We start from the raw sequence: 19,035 nt of genomic DNA on the forward strand, positions 1-19,035 counted from the left end.
CATCATGACAGGACCTCCGTCACTTCTTGCCCTCAGCATGATTCTCTCGGCGGCAGTCCTGCATGCAACATGGAATGCCATCATAAAGGGCTCCGCCGACCGGGCCCTTGCGATGGGATTGCTCAATTTGGGCCATACTGCGCTGGGTCTGGTGCTGGTTCTTCTCTATGCTCCCCCGGCGGCTGAAGCCTGGCCGTTCATCATTGCCTCAACCTTTATTCACTTCTTCTATTACGGATTTTTGCTGTGGGCCTACCGGCACGGTGATCTCAGTCAGGTCTATCCCATCGCCAGGGGCATTGCCCCTGTTCTGGTTGCCTTGGGCGCGCAGGTTTTTGCAGATGAATTTCTGCCGCCAATTGCCTGGGCAGGTATTCTGCTGGTGTCTTTCGGCATCAGTGTTTTGTTTTTCGGGCGCAGGCACAATGCGGCAAGTGCTCAGGCTATTTCTGCCGCTGTTTTGACCGGCATTGCCATTGCATCCTACTCGATCGTGGATGGTCTGGGCGTGCGCGCCTCCCAGAGTCCGCTCGGCTATATTGGCTGGTTGTTTTTACTGGAATGCATTCCGGGCGTCTTTTTCATTGTCTATCGTCGGAAGCACTTGAGCGGTATTCAAACCAAAATTCTGACCATTGGTATTGGCGGAGGGCTGTTATCTGCGGTCGCCTATGGCCTCGCGATTTATGCCAAGAGCCTTACGAGCCTAGGCACCGTTTCCGCGATTCGCGAATCCAGTGTCATCATCGCAGCACTCATCGGCGTGATCTGGTTCAAGGAACGACCGTGGAAATTGCGTATGCTGGCGGCCATGATAGTGGCAGGCGGCGTTGTTTTATTGGCCGTTGGCGGGTAACGCTTCAGACTCCTGAAGGATCAAAGCTCCAGTAAAGGTATTTCAAGATCCTGTTGTGGTGGTCCGTCTTTTTCAATTGACGCAGTGAGCGCTTTCACCAGAAATGTACCTGCCTGGCTGACATTCTCCCGCACCACAATGATTTCCTTTCGGAAATGCACCAGAAAATGAAGCGCTTCCTTGGCCACCAGGTCTACATCTGTGCCGAGCAGCAGTCCCTCATTCTCTACGGCGTTCACAATCGCCATGGCTCCGCTGGTGCTTCCGCTGATAAAGCCATCCGGCGGGTTGGGGCCTTTCATGGTCTTGGAAAGGGCCGCTTCAATCTCGGTCATATCGCTGTCGCTGGTCACCAATTCCAGGGTCCTGTGATTTACTCCGAGCCGTTCTGCCGCCGCGCCGAAGCCACTAATCATGTGCTTGCCGTAAGTCTGCTCAGCAGGCGGGGACAACAAGGCAAGGTTTCTGCGGCCAAGGGACACCAGTTTTTCCACGCCCAATTCGGTAAAGCGCTCATTGTCGAAATCAAAATAAGGGTGAGCGATCCCCATCTCGGTGCGGCCATGTGTGGCGAATGGAAGGCCGTGTTTACTCAGATAGGCGATGCGCGGATCTTTTGGTTCTATCTGGTTCAGAATCACGCCATCCGCAGAGCCGGTCTCAACAATGTATCGAATGGGCTCCATGGGATCATCATCAGCAGAATAGGGCGTGACGTTGAGATGATAGGACGTGTTTCTGAGCGCTGTTGAAATTGAGTAAATCAGCTGTGCCGTATGATTCATAACGTGGCTTTCAGCCGACATCACAAGGCAAATTACATTGGTTTTGCCCGTGCGCAGACGCACGCCGGCACGGTTTGGGCGATAGCCAATTTCATTTGCAACTTCGCGAACCCGGCTTTTAGTTGCCTCGCCGATATCGGATGCATCTTTCAAGGCCCGGGACACCGTAGCAATCGACAATCCGGTAATCATCGCAATTGTTTTCAGGGTCGGTCGTTTCGGCAGACGATGATCTGAACCGGCGCTTTCCGCCTCCGGCTTGTCGGCTTTGTTATGCGGCTGATTGGTATCCATATTTCTGCTTTCGGTAACGCGCGCAGTCCATATCGGTTTTGCCGCTGACACACCAGTCACAGGGTCCAGCTACCGTTCATACACACATTTCAGCATGATCAAATAAAATTGAAAATACTAGATTGATTCGTAATCTAAATCGTTATAGCGTCCTACTATAACGTTATAGTTTCATCTGGGAGGAAAATATGAAACTGAAAACACTAGCTGCCGCATTGATGCTCACTGCGGGAATTCCAATGGCCGCGCAAGCGACTGATCTGGAAGTAACACATTGGTGGACCTCTGGTGGCGAAGCCGCTGCCGTGGCAGAATTTGCCAAAGCTTTTAATGATGGCGGAGACAAATGGGTTGATGGCGCGATAGCCGGATCCGGCGGCGTTGCCCGCCCGATTATCATTTCCCGTATCATTGGCGGTGACCCGATGGGCGCGACCCAACTGAACCACGGACGCCAGGCTGAAGAATTGGTGGAAGCCGGTTTGATGCTGGATCTGACAGAAATTGCGGAAGCAGAAGGCTGGCGCGATCTGGTCAATCCGGTGCGTTTGCTCGATGGTTGCACAGTGGACGGCAAGATTTATTGCGTCCCAGTCAATATTCACTCACCACAATGGTTGTGGCTCAGCCATGAAGCCTACAAGAAAGCCGGCGTTGCAGTGCCAGCGAATTGGGACGAATTCGTTGCTTCAGCACCAAAATTGCGTGAGGCAGGCATCGTGCCATTGGCCATGGGCCAGCAATCCTGGCAGACCCAACTTGCCTTTGACACCATGATGGTCGCTGTCGGTGGGATCGATCTGTATAAGAGCATCCTGTCCGACAAGGATGCTAAGGCTGCGGCCAGTGCAGAGGCTACTGCAGTCTTTGAAGCCTATGCGGCTGCGCGATCCTTGTCCGAAGGCTCAAATGTTCAGGATTGGAATCAGGCCACCAATATGGTGATCACCGCCAAGGCCGGTGGTCAGATCATGGGCGATTGGGCACAGGGTGAATTCCAGGTTGCCAACCAGGTGGCTGGTGAAGATTACACCTGCCTGCCAGGTCTCGGCGTGAATGAAGTGATCGCCACCGGTGGTGATGCATTCTATTTCCCCAAAAACGATGATCCTGAGATTACAGCCGCTCAAAAGCGGATGGCGTCACAGATGATTTCAAAAGAAGTGCAGGTCGCTTTCAACCTGAAGAAGGGATCTTTGCCAATTCGTGGGGATGTTGATCTGTCTGCTGCCAATGACTGCATGAAGAAGGGCCTCAAGATCCTTGCTGATGGCAACATCCTGCCAGATGGCGTGAATGTTCAGTCTGCTGATACCCAGGGCCAGATCCAGGATCTGATGGTGGAGTTCTGGAACAGCAAAGATATCACGGCCGCTGACGCGCAGAAACGTTACGTCGCAATTATCGAAGACGCTGACTGACATCTTCGCCAAAATCTGACCGATCCGAAAATCTCGGATCGGTCTACCGGGCACAAGATCTGGCTCAAAAGTTTTCCGATAAATTAATTTATAAATTTGTCTTCAGGTGGGGAGAAGGGTCATGGCGCAGACCGGGCGGCCAACACAATTATTCCGCAATATGAGTGCCAAGATCGCGGCCATTCCCATGGTTCTGACTGCGTTGGTGGTCTTTGTCGGTGCAACCTTGTGGACGGTGTTTCACTCATTCACAAATTCAAAACTTCTGCCCAATAGCAAGCTTGTCGGTCTGGATCAGTATGAGCGCCTGTGGAGCCAGAACCGTTGGCTGATTTCTATTGAAAACCTGGCCATCTACGGCATTTGTTCCATGATATTTTCATTGGTTATCGGTTTTCTCTTGGCCGCTATGCTGGATCAGAAGATCCGATTTGAAAACACCTTCCGATCTATCTTCCTGTATCCCTTCGCCCTGAGCTTCATCGTCACGGGACTTGTGTGGCAGTGGATATTGAACCCCGAATTCGGCATTCAGAAAATCATCCGTAATTTGGGGTTTGAGGACTTCGTTTTCGACCCGCTATATAATCCGGACATAGTCATTTACGGCGTTCTGATTGCCGGACTGTGGCAGGGCACGGGACTGATCATGTGCCTGATGCTGGCGGGTCTGCGTGGCATCGATGAGGATATCTGGAAGGCCGCTCGAGTCGACGGTATCCCGATGTGGAAGACATATGTGTTCATTGTCATTCCAATGATGCGGGCGGTGTTCATCACGACCCTGGTCATTATCGCGTCGGGCATCGTCAAGGTCTATGATCTTGTTGTCGCTCAAACATCCGGCGGGCCAGGCATCGCCTCGGAAGTGCCGGCCAAATACGTCTATGATTACATGTTCAAAAACCAGAATTTGGGGCAGGGATTTGCGGCCTCAACGATGATGCTTTTATCGGTTCTGGTGATTGTCATCCCATGGGCTTACCTGGAATTCAAAGGGGAGCGATCACGTGGCTGACACATCCGCAACCAATTCAAAAGTAACGACAACGGTAGGGCCAAGGGGGCGCAAGCCCAAGCGGGCGCTGTCGCCGCGTAACATCATGTTGTATGGCACCCTCATCGTCATCGCGATGTATTATCTGCTGCCGCTCTATGTGATGGTGGTGACGTCCCTTAAAGGCATGCCGGAAATTCGTCTGGGCAATGTATTTTCACCTCCCGTGGAAATCACATTTGAGCCTTGGGTCAAGGCGTGGTCGGAAGCCTGTACCGGCTTGAATTGCGATGGCCTGTCGCGCGGGTTCTGGAACTCTGTCCGCATCATGGTTCCCTCTGTCGCGATTTCCATATTGATCGCGTCTGTGAACGGCTATGCGCTGGCGAATTGGCGTTTCAAGGGCGCCAACATCTTCTTCACGATTTTGATATTTGGGGCGTTCATTCCCTATCAGGTCATGATCTATCCAATTGTGATCATTCTGCGCGAGATGGGCCTTTACACCAAACTGGGTGGACTGGTCATTGTGCACACTGTGTTCGGCATGCCCATTCTGACGCTTCTGTTCCGTAATTACTTCAGTTCTGTCCCGGAAGAATTGTTCAAGGCGGCGCGCGTTGATGGCGCTGGATTCTGGGGTATTTATTTCCGGATCATGCTGCCAATGTCGTTGCCGATTTTCGTGGTTGCCATCATTCTGCAGGTGACAGGTATCTGGAATGATTTCCTGTTCGGCGTGATCTACACCAAACCGGAAAATTATCCGATGACTGTCCAACTCAATAACATCGTGAATTCGGTGCAGGGTGTGAAGGAATACAACGTCAACATGGCAGCCACCCTGCTGACAGGCCTCGTGCCGCTATTCGTCTATTTTGTATCCGGTAAATTGTTCGTACGCGGCATTGCTGCGGGCGCCGTGAAGGGCTGAGAATCATGGAAAATCCGAGCGTATCAATCAAGCATCTCGACCTGGAATTTGGTTCGGTCAAAGTATTGAAGGACCTTAATCTGGATATCGGTCAGGGCGAGTTTCTGGTCCTTCTGGGCGCGTCTGGCTGTGGCAAATCCACCTTGCTTAACTGCATTGCGGGGCTTTTGGATGTGTCCGACGGGCAGATATTCATCAATGACAAAAATGTCACCTGGGAACAGCCTTCCGAACGCGGAATTGGCATGGTGTTTCAATCCTATGCACTTTATCCGCAGATGACCGTTCGTGGAAATCTGACATTTGGGCTGAAAAACGCAAAAATGCCGAAGGACGAGATAGAAGCGCGCGTTAAACGGGCAGCAGAAATTCTACAGATTGAACCCTTGCTGAACCGTAAACCTGCGGCCTTGTCTGGTGGGCAGCGCCAGCGTGTTGCCATCGGCCGGGCATTGGTGCGCGATGTGGATGTATTCCTTTTCGATGAGCCACTGTCCAATCTGGATGCAAAACTGCGTGCTGATTTGCGCGTCGAGTTGAAAGTGCTGCATGAACGCCTCAAAAACACGATGATCTATGTCACCCATGATCAGATCGAGGCGATGACACTGGCCGACCGAATTGCGATCATGAAAGACGGTCTGATCCAGCAACTCGACAGCCCCCAGGAAATCTATAACCGGCCAGTCAACAAATATGTTGCTGACTTTATCGGCTCACCTTCTATGAATTTCTTTGAAGGTGAAGTCGTCAACGGCCAATTCATCAGCGGGGACATGAGTATTGATTTGTCACGTTATGATTTTTCAGATGAGAGCGCTAAATCCTCCGCGTGGTTCGGGATTCGACCGGAGCACGTTTTAGTCAATGAGGACGCGCCTTTCAGTGCCAATGCACATGTTGATATTGTTGAACCAATGGGCTCTGACACACTGGTCTGGACCAAGATTAACGGCGCGCCGTTCCGGTTCAGAATGGATGGTCAGGCATCGGTTTCAACGGGTGATGATTTGAAAATCGGGTTCGACCCGACACGTGCTTCATTATTCGACAAAACGACTGAGCTGCGCCTGTAAGCGCAAAGACGCAGCGTCACAATTAAGAGTTCAACATGATTGACCTATCTGGCGAATGGTTGCTTTGCGACCAGCAGCAATCCTATTCCCTTACGATGATGCTCCCGGGCGATGTCGTGAGCGCACTTCAACATGCCCAAATTGTACCGGATCCATATAGGGGACGAAACGAGTATGATGTGCGCTGGATTGCGGAACGTGACTGGATTGTCAGCCGCATTTTCCACACCGACAAGACCGATCTGTCCCTCATCCTGCAGGATGTGGACACAATTGCTGAGGTCAGCATCAATGGGGCGGTTGTGGCGACGACACAGAACAGCTTCCGCACCTACAAAATCGATGTTTCAGACACTCTTTTGGGGGGTGAAAACGAAATCACAATTCGGTTTGCATCATCGCCCCGCATCGCTGCGAAATTGCAGGAAGATCAGCCATTTTACGTGCCGTGGCACAAGGAAAATTGCCCGATCGCCAATGGCAATATGCTGCGAAAGGTTCAGTGCGATTTCGGCTGGGACTGGAATATCGCTCTTGCCCCTCTTGGCGTCTATGGCCGTATGGAATTGGAGCAAAATCGGCCCGCTACAATAGGGCAGATCCGCGTTGATCAGATAAGCACCAACGAGCGCGCCGACGTCACAGTGACAGTGGCAATAATCGGGCAGGGCGGCGGCGGAAGTATCAATGTAGAATTTGCCGGTGAAAACCGCACAATTGAAATTGTCGATAACTCGGCAACCGCAGACTTCTCGTTCAACAAGCCGGACCTGTGGTGGCCTTTTGGGCTTGGTGACCAGGTTTTGCACGATTTGACAGTCACACTGGATGACCAGGCCGAAACGCGGCGTGTCGGATTGCGCTCTATCGATCTGGTGACGGAAACAGATGCCGCTGGTCTGGGGTTCAAATTCCGCATCAACGATCACGACACTTTTATGCGGGGCGCAGACTGGATACCTGCTGACGCGCTGCCGGGGCGCATTACAAAAGAGAAGACGCGCGCGCTTCTTCAGTCCGCAGTTGATGCCAATATGAATATGATCCGGGTCTGGGGCGGCGGACGGTATGAGCCGGATTATTTCTATGATTTTTGCGATGAAATGGGCCTGTTGATCTGGCACGACTTCATGTTCGCCTGCAATCTCTACCCGTCAACACCGGCGTTTCTGGCAGAAGTTGATGCTGAGGTGCGTGAGCAGACAGCGCGTCTGGGGCACCATGCCTCAATTGCTCTGTGGTGCGGCGATAATGAACTGATTGGTGCACTGACCTGGTTTGAGGAAAGCCGGAAAGACAGAGACCGCTATCTGGTCAGCTATGATCGGCTAAATCGTACCGTTGAGACCGCTTTGAAAGATACGCTGCCAAATGCCAATTGGTGGCCGTCCAGCCCATCACCTGGACCCATGAACTTTGGTGATGCCTGGCACGATGACGGCTCCGGCGATATGCATTTCTGGTCGGTCTGGCATGAAGGCAGAGACTTTTCTCATTATCGCGATGTGAAACCTCGGTTTTGTTCCGAATTCGGGTTTCAGTCTTTCCCGTCGATGAATGTCATTCGTGATTTTGCCGACGAGAAAGATTGGAATATTGCCTCGCCGGTCATGGAGAGCCATCAGAAAAACGCCGGGGGCAATGCACGGATCGCAGAAACCATGTTTCGCTATTTCCGGTTTCCCGTTGGTTTTGAAAATTTCGTCTATCTCAGCCAGGTTCAACAGGGGTTGGCCATCAAGACTGCCGTTGATTACTGGCGCAGCATCAAGCCGCATTGCATGGGAGCACTTTATTGGCAGTTGAATGACACATGGCCAGTGGCAAGCTGGTCCAGTCTGGACTATGGCGGCAACTGGAAGCTGTTGCACCATATGGCAAAAGACTTTTTCGAGCCAGCAGTTGTGGTTGCGGTCCCGACCGACGATAATATTGCGTTGATTGCGATCAACGATCTGCGCGATCAGCGAGAACTGCGCGTCACGGCCTATGCTGTGTCCATGTCTGGAACGCAACGCGAGCTCGGAGCAGGTCGCCGGAGCATCAATTCTACTGAAAACGCTGTTCTGCTCAACCTACCGAAACAGGACCTTCAGGTTGGTGAGATCCTTTATTTTGAATGGGCTGGGCCAGATGGCATTATTCACAGTGACCATTTCACCAATGAACCCTATAAGACGCTGGATCTCCAGAACCCGGAAATTGAATTTGACATTACGCCGTCTGGTGAAGGTTGGGAGGTGACGTTGACCTGCCAAACGCTCGCGCTGTTCGTGGCGCTGGAAGCGGATAGTGCAGGGCGGTTTTCTGATAATGCCTTCACCATGCTGCCAGGCCGCAAAAAAGCCCTGCATTTCGTACCAGATGTATCAGACAAAAAACCTGAAATTACAGTGAGAGATCTTTTCACTGCGACTTACGGCACTGCATGACGCGCGCTGCCCGCACCTCAAGGAGAATATGACATGACCGATTTTTCCTATCAGCTCTACAGCTCCCGCAATTTCACACCGATGAGCGATACTTTCGCCATGCTGACCGATCTTGGCTACAAATCGGTCGAAGGATATGGCGGGATTTACGCCAGCAAGGCAGCTATCGATAGTCTCAAGGTTGATCTGGCAGATAGCGGTCTCACCATGCCAACCACTCATATGGACTTGAATCTGGTTGAGAACGAACCGGGACAAGCAATTGAAATAGCGAAATTACTTGGCATCAAATCCATCTTCGTACCCCATCTGGCAGTTGATCAACGCCCCACTGATGCGGATGGCTGGCGCGCATTTGGCAAAAGATTGCAGGCGGCTGGAAAACCTCTGTGTGATGCTGGCATTGCTTTTGGCTGGCACAATCATGATTTTGAGTTCAGCACACTGCCGACTGGCGAACTGCCGATCGATCTCATCTTTGAAGGCGGCCCTTTGCTTCATTGGGAAGCTGATATTGCCTGGATTGCCCGCGGCGGTAAAAACCCGCTGGATTACATTAAAAAATTCGGTGACAGGCTGACCGCCGCTCACATCAAAGACATCGCGCCGGAAGGTGAAAAGGCTGATGAAGACGGCTGGGCTGATGTCGGAGACGGCACCATGGACTGGCCGGCCATTATGGCTGCCCTGCGCAAGACAAAGGCTGAGGCTTTTGTGATGGAACATGACAATCCGAGCGATGACAGGCGGTTTGCCGAACGCTCGCTTAAAGCTGCAAAGCAATTCTGAAAGGGTTTGAGATGAGTGTACTTGGCGTTGGCATCATTGGATGCGGAAATATCTCGACAACCTATTTCTCGCTTGCCCCCCTGTTTAAAGGCATCGAGATAAGGGCCTGTGCTGACTTGAACAGCGCTGCCGCAAAAGCAAAGGCAGATGAGTATGGCGTGCGGGCTGATACAATTGACGGCCTGTTGTCAGCAGATGACATCGACATCATCGTCAATCTGACCATTCCCGATGCGCATTACGGTGTGACAAAGCAGATATTGGAAGCTGGAAAACACGCTTATTCTGAAAAGCCGGTCGTGCTGACCCTTGAAGAAGGGAAAGCCTTACGGGATTTGGCAGCACAAAAGGGACTGATGGTCGGTTCAGCGCCCGATACGTTTCTTGGCGGTGCACATCAGCAGGCCAGAGCGCATATCGATAGCGGTGCCGTTGGCACGATTACCTCGGGAACCGCTATTGTTCTGAGCCACGGCATGGAGCACTGGCACCCGAACCCGGATTTCTTTTTCCAGCCAGGCGGCGGCCCGGTGCTGGATCTGGGACCTTATTACATCGCGAATTTGATCAACCTCATCGGGCCGGTCAAGCGTGTCGCAGCACTGACATCCATGGCTTCCAGGACCAGAACGATTTCGAGTGAACCACGTGCGGGAGAAACCGTCCCGGTCGATACGCCAACCAACGTCCATGCATTGTTGGAATTTGAACAGGGTGCCACCATCACCATGCTGTCCAGTTGGGATGTCTGGGCCCACCAGCATTCCGAAATGGAGTTGTATGGCACTGGTGGATCGGTCTATCTGCCTGATCCGAATTTCTTTGGTGGTGCTGTTTCCGCTGGCGGCGCTGATTTCTCCGAGGTGGCTCCTTTGCCGGATTGGGATCATCCTTTTCGTGTTAACAATCAGGAGCAGAATGGCGTCGGTCGGGCAAATTACCGTGCTGCCGGGTTGGCAGACATGGCAATGGCCATTATGGATGGACGGGACCATCGTTGTTCCCTTGAGCGCGCATTGCACGCGGTCGATATCATGACCTCGATCCTGAAATCCGGTGAGACCGGCGAATTTGTAGCCATGAGCACCACATGCAGTCGCCCGGCAGCACTTGGCATTGCTGAGGCCGAAGCACTTTTGAAGTAGGACCCCACATATGAACTGGCTTCCCAACGAAAATCGTTATGACAAAATGCGCTACAATCGCGTTGGCAAAAGCGGGCTGAGACTGCCCGCATTGTCATTTGGGCTGTGGCATAATTTTGGTGATGAAACACCGCACGCAACGAAGCAGGCTTTGTGTCGGCAGGCATTGGACTGCGGCATTACCCATTTTGATCTGGCCAATAATTACGGCCCACCTCCCGGGTCAGCCGAAATCGCATTTGGCAAAATTCTAAAAAATGATTTTCGTGGTCTGCGCGACGAGCTGATCATTTCATCAAAGGCTGGCTACCGCATGTGGCCGGGTCCTTATGGCGAATGGGGCAGTCGTAAATATGTGATTGCCAGCTGCGATCAGAGCCTGAAGCGCATGGGCCTCGATTATGTGGATATCTTCTATTCCCACCGCTTTGACCCTAACACGCCGCTGGAAGAAACCATGGGCGCTCTGGATCACATTGTACGATCGGGCCGGGCGCAATATGTTGGCATTTCGTCCTACAATTCTCAGCGCACACGGGAAGCGGTTAAAATTCTGAACGATCTCGGCACTCCCTGCCTTATTCATCAGCCCAGCTATTCCATGATCAATCGCTGGGTGGAAGAGGATGGACTTCTGGACACGCTTGATGATCTGGGTGTCGGATCAATTGTGTTCTCGCCCTTGGCGCAAGGCATGCTGACCAACAAATATCTGGGTGGCATACCCACTGACAGCCGCGCGGCGCAAGACTCGTCCCTTGATCCTGATTTCCTCAATGAGAAAACCCTGTCGAACATACGGGCACTTAATGATATTGCGCAAAGCCGTGGGCAGACACTGGCCCAGATGGCCATTGCCTGGGTTCTGCGCGGTGGGCGGGTGACGACCGCGCTCATTGGTGCCAGCCGTCCGGAACAGATTGTGGATTGTGTTGCGGCGCTCGACAAATCAGACTTTACCGAAGAAGAACTGGCACTGATAGACGGTCATGCCAAAGAGGCTGACATCAATTTGTGGGCAGCATCTGCTGAACGCGATTAGGGCTGAATATTAATGAAACTGACAAAAAACCTGGTGAATAGAGACACTCTTTCGCCAGGTTTTTTCCAAGCATGGTGTGTTGAGACGGTCGGTTTTCAATACAGAATGGTGCAGCCTGCCCGTAGCCTGCCCGTAGCCTGCCCGCAGCCCGCTTGTAGCCGCATTGTCATGCAAAAAGAGCTCCAGTCATTGGCAGGCATCCTCGCCTGTGCCATAGAGGCGGCCAAAACCGACGAAGCAAAACCAATAACATTGTAAAAAGCAAAAGGGAGCGGGACATGAAACTCGTACGTTTCGGGGCGCTGGGCGCTGAAAAACCAGGCATACTCGATAGTGACGGCGCGTTGCGCGACTTGTCCGGGCATCTGCATGATATCGAGCCGGCAACGTTGACACGTGAGAGCCTTGCCCATTTGCGCGAACTCGATCCAGATAGCCTTCCCATGGTGGATGGTCAGCCTCGCATTGGTGCTTGTGTCGGCTCTGTTCCCAACTACTTTTGTGTTGGTCTGAACTATGCAAACCATGCCAAGGAAAGCGGCATGGACGCGCCTTCCGAACCAATCCTGTTTTCCAAAGCGACCTCGGCCATTCAGGGACCAACTGATGAAGTCATTATCCCGAAGGGCAGTGTCAAGTCGGATTGGGAAGTAGAGCTCGGCGTGGTCATTGGTGCCAAGACTGAACATGTCAGTGAAGCTGATGCACTCTCCCATGTTGCCGGATATTGTCTTATCAATGACGTGTCTGAGCGCAGCTTCCAGATTGAACGCGGTGGACAGTGGATCAAAGGAAAGTCAGCACCGACTTTTGGTCCGATTGGCCCCTGGCTGGTTACAGCAGACGAAATTCCAGACCCCCAGGCATTGCCACTCTGGTTGAAACTGAATGGTGAAACCGTCCAGAATTCCAATACGTCTGACATGATTTTCTCTGTCGCGACAATTGTCAGCTATATGAGCCAGTTCATGCGGCTCATGCCGGGCGATGTGATTGCAACCGGCACGCCGGAAGGTGTTGGTATGGGCATGAAACCACAGCGCTTTCTGGTCGATGGTGACGAGATGGAACTGGGCATTGATGGTCTGGGCACGCAGCATCAGAACGTTCATGCGTTTGGTCACTAGCCATATAGAAACGCTGGATTGATCTACCTCAATGATTTTTGCGCACAAATGCTCAAGATCGTTTTATAGTTAGAGAGTCCGGTTTGCCGGTTGGCCGCTGTCAATCCGCAGCTGAATGGCCGTAGGTTCAATGTGGAGTTCCTGATGGATTACAACGCGCTGTTTAAAGAACAACTCGATAAATTGCGGGAAGACGGCAATTACCGCGTGTTTGCAGAGTTGGAGCGCCACAGTGGTGGCTTTCCCAAAGCGACCCGCTATCGTGCGGACGGCACCGATGAAGTCACGGTCTGGTGTTCCAACGACTATCTTGGAATGGGCCAGAATCCACAGGTCATCAGCGCCATGACGGATGTTATCGCCAAATGCGGCGCTGGCGCTGGCGGAACGCGCAATATATCCGGCACAAACCATCACCATGTTTTGCTGGAACGCGAATTGGCGGATTTACACCGCAAGGAATCGGCGCTGATTTTCACCTCAGGCTATGTGTCCAATTGGGCCGCTCTGGGGACACTGGCGTCAAAGCTGCCTGGCTGCATTGTTTATTCAGATGCGCTGAACCACGCCTCAATGATTGAGGGCATTCGCCACAGTCGTGCTGAAAAACGTGTTTTCAAACATAACTGCCCGGATGATTTGCGCCGCAAGCTGGCAGCAGATGATCCTGCCGCTCCCAAACTGTTGGCATTTGAATCAGTCTATTCCATGGATGGGGACATCGCACCGATCAAGGAGCTATGTGACGTTGCAGATGAGTTCGGTGCCATGACCTATCTGGATGAGGTCCACGCTGTTGGCCTGTACGGGCCACGCGGTGGTGGGATTGCGGAACGCGAGGGTCTGATGGAGCGCCTGACTGTCATCGAAGGCACGCTTGGCAAGGCCTATGGCGTGATGGGTGGTTACATCACCGGCTCGAACGAGCTGTGCGATTTTGTCCGCAGTTTTGCCTCGGGGTTTATTTTCACAACGGCTATTCCGCCGGCATTGGCAGCCGGTGCTGTTGCCAGCATCCAATATCTGAAAAACAGCAACGAAGAGCGCGTCCAACATCAGGAGCGTGTTGCAGCATTGCGTGCCAGGCTCGATGCCAAAGGCATTCCTCATATTTCCAATCCCAGCCACATTGTTCCGGTGATGGTCGGCAATGCCAGTAAATGCAAATGGATCAGTGATCTGCTGCTCGACAATTACGGGATTTATGTCCAGCCTATCAATTATCCGACAGTTCCTGAAGGCACCGAGCGGCTGCGCTTCACGCCCACACCACTCCACAGCGATGACGACATGGACAGATTGGTCGGAGCGTTGTCTGATCTTTGGTCGCAATGCGCCTTGTCACGAGCTGTAGCTTAAGCGGCCAGGGCTTTTGGAAGCCATCTGAGCAGCACCAAGAACCAGTTACGTTCTACCACCGATAGCGGCAGTATTTTGATCAGCTTTTGCAGAGGCTTGAGAGAATCGGCTCAGCGTTTTTGATGTGTCTTCCAAACCGATCTGCCTTACATTCAGACGAAGCGAGACGAGAATTCACTGTTTTTGCATCGAATTCCACCAAATAGGCCTCAGTTAGCACGATTTGTAAGGCTTTACGGGCGGCACTGAATTGCCTTATTAATTATCCAGTGTAGTCTGCAAAAATGGTAAATGGTGTTGATCAAACTATGATTTGCAATCATTTGAAAAAGCGGAACATTTAGTGTCGAACGACGACCCGACAGACGGAAATAAACCTTCGCCGGAGAACCGGACTGGCAGTCAGCATTCCGCCGACCGGCCAGCGGACCGGACTGGTCGAGCTGTGCCGCCATCGCAACCTGCGGCACCTCAGAGGCCAGCTTCTCCGTCCGCTACTCCGCGTGACCAGGCAAGACAGGACCAGGCAAGACAGGACCAGGCAAGACAGGACCAGGCAAGACAGGACCAGGCAAGACAGGACCAGGCAAGACAGGACCAGGCAAGACAGGGGTTACCATCTGTGGCTGATGGTCCTTTCGGGTCGACACCACAGGACTTTGCGGCATCTTTGCGCGCTCGTTCATCGCCCTCATCGGTTCCTGGGCCGCCAATTCATGATGATCCACGGCAGGCCTCAGACGACCCGCAGGTGGATGCGCAATTCGAGATTGAACGCGGAATAGGTGTGCGACCGGTCCCTGCAGCGCGACCAGAGCCTGTGCGAGCGCAAGAGCCTGCGCGCGCACCAGAACCACCGTTGCGCGCCCGGGAACCTCTGCGCACCCGAGAACCTCTGCGCACCCAAGAAACTGCGCGAGTTACAGAGCCTGTAAGGCCCCCTCAGCCCTTGAGAGCGCCAGAGCCACCACGAGGTGCACCACAGGATTTACGGACCCCCGCACCGGCATACACACCAGGGCCACCACCGACTGACCGGCAATATGTGGCACCGCCCCGTAATGTGGCCCCCAGGAATGTGGCTACCCAGACCGCTGCGCCCCGAGATTTTGCGCCGCCGCCCGTTGTGCCAGAGGCGATGCCGACGTATCCAGAACCTCCACAGTCATATGCTCCTGAACCGAATTTTTCCGAGCCTGCGGGTTCAGAGCCTTTTGTGCCGCAACCTATTGCACCGCAGCCGAATGCACCTGCCGAACCAAATTACGTCCATGTTCCAGACACAGCGTCGCCTGCAGACCACTATTTAGAGCCAACTGTTGAAGCAGTTCAGGCACAATCCGTTCCCGCAGAGCCATTTGTACCATCGTTTGAGATTGGGCAGGGCGCAGAGAACCGCACCCACGTGCCGATTGCGCCTGCCCTGGAAACGCAGGGAGCCGCTGTCTCGGGGGCAAATACGCCTGATCCGAATGCGACATCTGCCATGCTCGCATCAAACGTGCCCCCTGCAAAAAAAAGCAAGGGCAAAAGGCCACGTAAGCCTCGCGAGCCCGGTAAGCCACTCTTCAAGTCTCCATGGATGCGACAAGTCGCCTATGTTGGCGGCGGCACTGTCGGCTTGTTCCTGCTGGTTGTGTTTGTGTTACCATTCTTTCTACCCAGCCAGACAATTGCGCGCGAAGTGTCCAGACAGGTTGAACAGGCCACTGGCTGGCAGCTGGCCATAGAGGGACCAATTTCGGTTGGTGTTTTCCCGTCACCGCGTTTCAGCGCCAGCGACGTGAGGATTTCCGCTGATGGTGAAACCAGCGCCGTGCGCGCGCAAACAGTCCGGTTTGGCATCAATCTGGCTGCCATTTTCACAGGCAATGTACGCCTTGATGAAGCAACTCTGATCGGGCCGGAAATTGATCTCATTGTCGATCAGAACGGCCGCGCAAGCTGGCAGCAAAACAATGCCACGGACAACACCCCCTCCGCGGATTTAAGGAGCACTATCAACGCTGATGATGCGGTTGTTGACGATGCGGGAAGTGTTCTGCTGGCTCTTGAACGCCTGCAAATCGATGCCGTAACCATCCGCGATGGCTCCGTGCGATATCAGGATATGCGCGATGGGACTGACCATCTTATCAGCGGGATCACAGTGGATACAGCCCTCACATCGCTTGACGTCCCTTTGCTTATTGAATCAGCCTTTGCCTATCAGGGAGAGGACTTCGCTCTGACTACCCGACTTGATGAGCCGCGGTCAGCGATATTGGGCGAGCGGTCTGCGCTGGAGGTCAGCTTGGATGGCGGCGTAGCCGACGCTTCTTTGGGCGGCACCGTGGATTTTGGTCTTGGACCAGCCTTTGGTGGTCAGTTTATTTCCGATATTCCCTCTGTTCCCGCTTTGGCAGCCTGGTTGGGAACTCAATTGCCGGAGGAGACAAAAGGTCTCGGCAGCATTCGTCTTTCCGCAGATATCGCTGCCTCTCCGGAGGCTGCAGAAATTTCGGAATTTGCGGTTATGGTCGGAGAGGAGACCCTTCAAGGTTCATTGCGGGTTGACCTGTCTCAATTGGTGCCGGCACTGTCTGGTGAGTTGGTCTCCCAGGGCGTGGATGTTGGCACTTTGATGTCCGCAGCCGGGCTGGTTGGCGAAGGCCAGCCAAGGGTGAACGGCTCCTTGATTGTAGATCTGCAATTTGCCTCGCAGGGCGCAGATCCCGAGCAAATCATGTCCAGCCTGAATGCCAGGGGTACACTTGGATTACGCAGCGGGTCTGTGACACAAACCGGCATTGGTCTTGCACTTGGCGAAGAGCGTGCAGATACAATTGACAACATCACGGCCAACATAACCATCAACACGCTGGATACGCCTATTGGTTTGCTGGGACAGGCTGAATGGCGCGATGAACGCTTCGAAATGAGCGGTCAATTTGCTGCCGGTCAAATGTTGTCCAACGGCATGGGTCCTGCACAGTTTGGGATCAATTCCAGCAGAGTGTCGGCAGGTGTTGATGGCACATTCACCCAGACTGGGGACTTTGATGGCGACATCACGGTTGAAACGCGATCCTTGCGCGGTTTGCTTTCTTGGCTGAATCAACCCGTTGGTGATGGCGGTGGTCTTGGGCCTTTCAGCTACACTGGCGAATTGTCTTTCAGCCCGGGTGCGGTCAATTTTGACAATGCCCGGATTTTGTTGGATGGCACACAGGGAACTGGCAATGGTGTTATTTCCTTGTCGGGCAAGCCGAGGCTTGAAGCACGGCTCGCCTTGCAACAACTGGACCTGACACCTTATGCGTCTGGCGGGTCATCCGGCAGATCTGCATCTGCACCCAATCGCAGCAATCTGCCGGGTATCGAAGGCGCGGCGGATGCCGGTTGGAGCAATGCCACTATTGATCTGTCTGGCCTCAACAGCATGAATGCCAATCTGACAATCAGTGCCAACGAGATTATTCTGGACGATATTCGAACTGGTAACACCAATATGGTGGTGTCGGTTACAGACGGTGTATTAACCGCTGATCTGACCGAAATGCAGCTGTATGGCGGCAGGGGTGCAGGTCGGCTGGAGATTAATGCATCCGGTGACACGCCCTCAATGGCGATCAATTTTGATCTCTCCTCACTCGATGCCTATCCGTTCCTGCGTGACGCTGCACAATTCACCCGTTTGGAGGGCACAGCAGATTACAGTCTTGCGCTGACCACCCAGGGCCGCAGCGAATTGGGTCTTGTATCGGGCCTGGATGGCGAAGCCCGGATGATTTTCTCAAACGGGGCCATCCGTGGGGTCAACATTCCTCAAATGGTGCGCACCCTGTCCGCGCGAACATTGCTGGGCTGGCAGACAAACGAACAGGAAAAGACAGATTTCAGTGAGTTTTCCGGCTCTTTCCAATTTGCAAATGGCCTCGGTCGCACCAGAGATATCAAAATGATTGGTCCACTCGTTCGCGCAACGGGGGCTGGAACAATTGACCTGCCGGCAAAGCGGTTGGAAATGCGGTTTGATCCAAAAGTTGTCGCTTCACTGCAGGGCCAGGGTGGGTCGCAGGACTTTGCAGGACTTGGCGTTCCCATTGTTGTGGAAGGCTCGTTTGCCGAACCCCGTATTTATCCCGATATTGCCGGTATTCTTGAAAATCCCGATGCAGCTCTTCAGCAACTGCGTCAGTTTGGCGGTGGTCTGGCCGCGCTGAGCGATGATGGTGATGCGTTGCGTGATCAGGTGCGTGACAGGACCGGCATTGATGTCGGTCAGATTGTCAGGGACGGTGGGATAGACAGGGATGCAGCCATTGGGCAGGGCGCCGAGTTGATTGGACGTCTTATTGGTGGCGGTAGTCAGCAGCAGGGCGGCATTCAGCCTCAAACCCAATCTCAAACAGGGCAACCAGCCAACACAAGTGGTGTACCGATACCGCGTCCTGATCCAAGAGGGTCTTTGGTCCGCACATCCGCTCCGGCAAACGCAGCACCGCGCTTCATGACGCCTGCGGAAGCACGCCGCCTTACCGGCGGACGCGCTATCGTCTCAGGCAACCAGAATACTGCGCCCACAAACAACACAGCCCCGGCCGCCACCACGCGGCAAGCTGCGCCAGCAAATAACAATGGCGGCCCGATTGATTTGCTCAATCAGGGACGGGCACCAACCCAGGAAGTGTTGCCGGGAAGTGGAAACCCACAAGGGCCATCAAACAATCCCATTGGCGGTCTGTTGCGCGGTATTTTCGGCCAATAGGGTCTGAACTCAATCAGGGTATCAAGGC

The 19,035-nt window shown here is 53.4% G+C and carries 14 protein-coding genes; 13 read left to right on the forward strand and 1 reads right to left on the reverse strand.

The window, feature by feature from the left end:
• Positions 1-4 precede the first annotated feature (4 nt).
• Positions 5-856, forward strand: coding sequence for an EamA family transporter (locus RAL91_RS10775; protein ID WP_306262114.1), 852 nt, complete (start codon positions 5-7; stop codon positions 854-856).
• A gap of 20 nt (positions 857-876) precedes the next feature.
• Here the strand turns inward: RAL91_RS10775 and RAL91_RS10780 are convergent, their stop codons facing one another.
• Positions 877-1,935: a LacI family DNA-binding transcriptional regulator gene (locus RAL91_RS10780; RefSeq protein WP_306262115.1), complete on the reverse strand. Its 1,059-nt coding sequence runs from the start codon at positions 1,933-1,935 to the stop codon at positions 877-879.
• Between the two features lie 188 nt (positions 1,936-2,123).
• Here RAL91_RS10780 and RAL91_RS10785 point away from each other — a divergent pair, with 188 nt between their 5' ends.
• The 12 genes from RAL91_RS10785 (at position 2,124) to RAL91_RS10840 (ending at position 19,007) form a co-directional block, all read left to right on the forward strand.
• Positions 2,124-3,356, forward strand: a complete 1,233-nt coding sequence (locus tag RAL91_RS10785; protein ID WP_306262117.1) for an ABC transporter substrate-binding protein — start codon at positions 2,124-2,126, stop codon at positions 3,354-3,356.
• Between the two features lie 121 nt (positions 3,357-3,477).
• A complete protein-coding gene (locus RAL91_RS10790; RefSeq protein WP_306262119.1) occupies positions 3,478-4,374 on the forward strand; it encodes a carbohydrate ABC transporter permease in 897 nt (298 codons plus the stop codon).
• A gap of 85 nt (positions 4,375-4,459) precedes the next feature.
• Entirely contained in the window at positions 4,460-5,287 is an 828-nt protein-coding gene (locus tag RAL91_RS10795; protein WP_306262886.1) for a carbohydrate ABC transporter permease, read from the forward strand.
• A 5-nt stretch (positions 5,288-5,292) separates the two neighbouring features.
• Positions 5,293-6,363 carry an ABC transporter ATP-binding protein gene (locus RAL91_RS10800; protein WP_306262121.1) on the forward strand — a complete coding sequence of 357 codons (1,071 nt, stop codon included), beginning with the start codon at positions 5,293-5,295 and terminating at the stop codon, positions 6,361-6,363.
• Between the two features lie 35 nt (positions 6,364-6,398).
• Positions 6,399-8,795: a glycoside hydrolase family 2 protein gene (locus RAL91_RS10805; protein ID WP_306262123.1), complete on the forward strand. Its 2,397-nt coding sequence runs from the start codon at positions 6,399-6,401 to the stop codon at positions 8,793-8,795.
• Positions 8,796-8,828: 33 nt separating this feature from the next.
• Positions 8,829-9,584, forward strand: coding sequence for a sugar phosphate isomerase/epimerase (locus RAL91_RS10810; protein ID WP_306262125.1), 756 nt, complete (start codon positions 8,829-8,831; stop codon positions 9,582-9,584).
• A gap of 11 nt (positions 9,585-9,595) precedes the next feature.
• On the forward strand, positions 9,596-10,729 hold the full coding sequence (locus tag RAL91_RS10815) for a Gfo/Idh/MocA family protein (protein WP_306262128.1): 1,134 nt from the start codon (positions 9,596-9,598) through the stop codon (positions 10,727-10,729).
• Positions 10,730-10,739: 10 nt separating this feature from the next.
• A complete protein-coding gene (mgrA, locus tag RAL91_RS10820) occupies positions 10,740-11,771 on the forward strand; it encodes an L-glyceraldehyde 3-phosphate reductase (RefSeq protein ID WP_306262130.1) in 1,032 nt (343 codons plus the stop codon).
• Between the two features lie 12 nt (positions 11,772-11,783).
• A complete protein-coding gene (locus RAL91_RS10825; RefSeq protein ID WP_306262132.1) occupies positions 11,784-12,029 on the forward strand; it encodes a hypothetical protein in 246 nt (81 codons plus the stop codon).
• Positions 12,030-12,049: 20 nt separating this feature from the next.
• A complete protein-coding gene (locus RAL91_RS10830) occupies positions 12,050-12,898 on the forward strand; it encodes a fumarylacetoacetate hydrolase family protein (protein WP_306262133.1) in 849 nt (282 codons plus the stop codon).
• Positions 12,899-13,042: 144 nt separating this feature from the next.
• Complete coding sequence (hemA, locus tag RAL91_RS10835) at positions 13,043-14,257, forward strand: 5-aminolevulinate synthase (RefSeq protein WP_306262134.1); 1,215 nt, start codon at positions 13,043-13,045, stop codon at positions 14,255-14,257.
• A 622-nt stretch (positions 14,258-14,879) separates the two neighbouring features.
• The gene (locus RAL91_RS10840) at positions 14,880-19,007 is read left to right on the forward strand and encodes an AsmA family protein (RefSeq protein WP_306262136.1); all 4,128 of its coding nucleotides are present in this window, start codon (positions 14,880-14,882) and stop codon (positions 19,005-19,007) included.
• Positions 19,008-19,035: the final 28 nt, after the last annotated feature.

The sequence above is a fragment of the Pararhizobium sp. IMCC21322 genome, from assembly GCF_030758295.1.
Classification (GTDB): Bacteria; Pseudomonadota; Alphaproteobacteria; order Rhizobiales.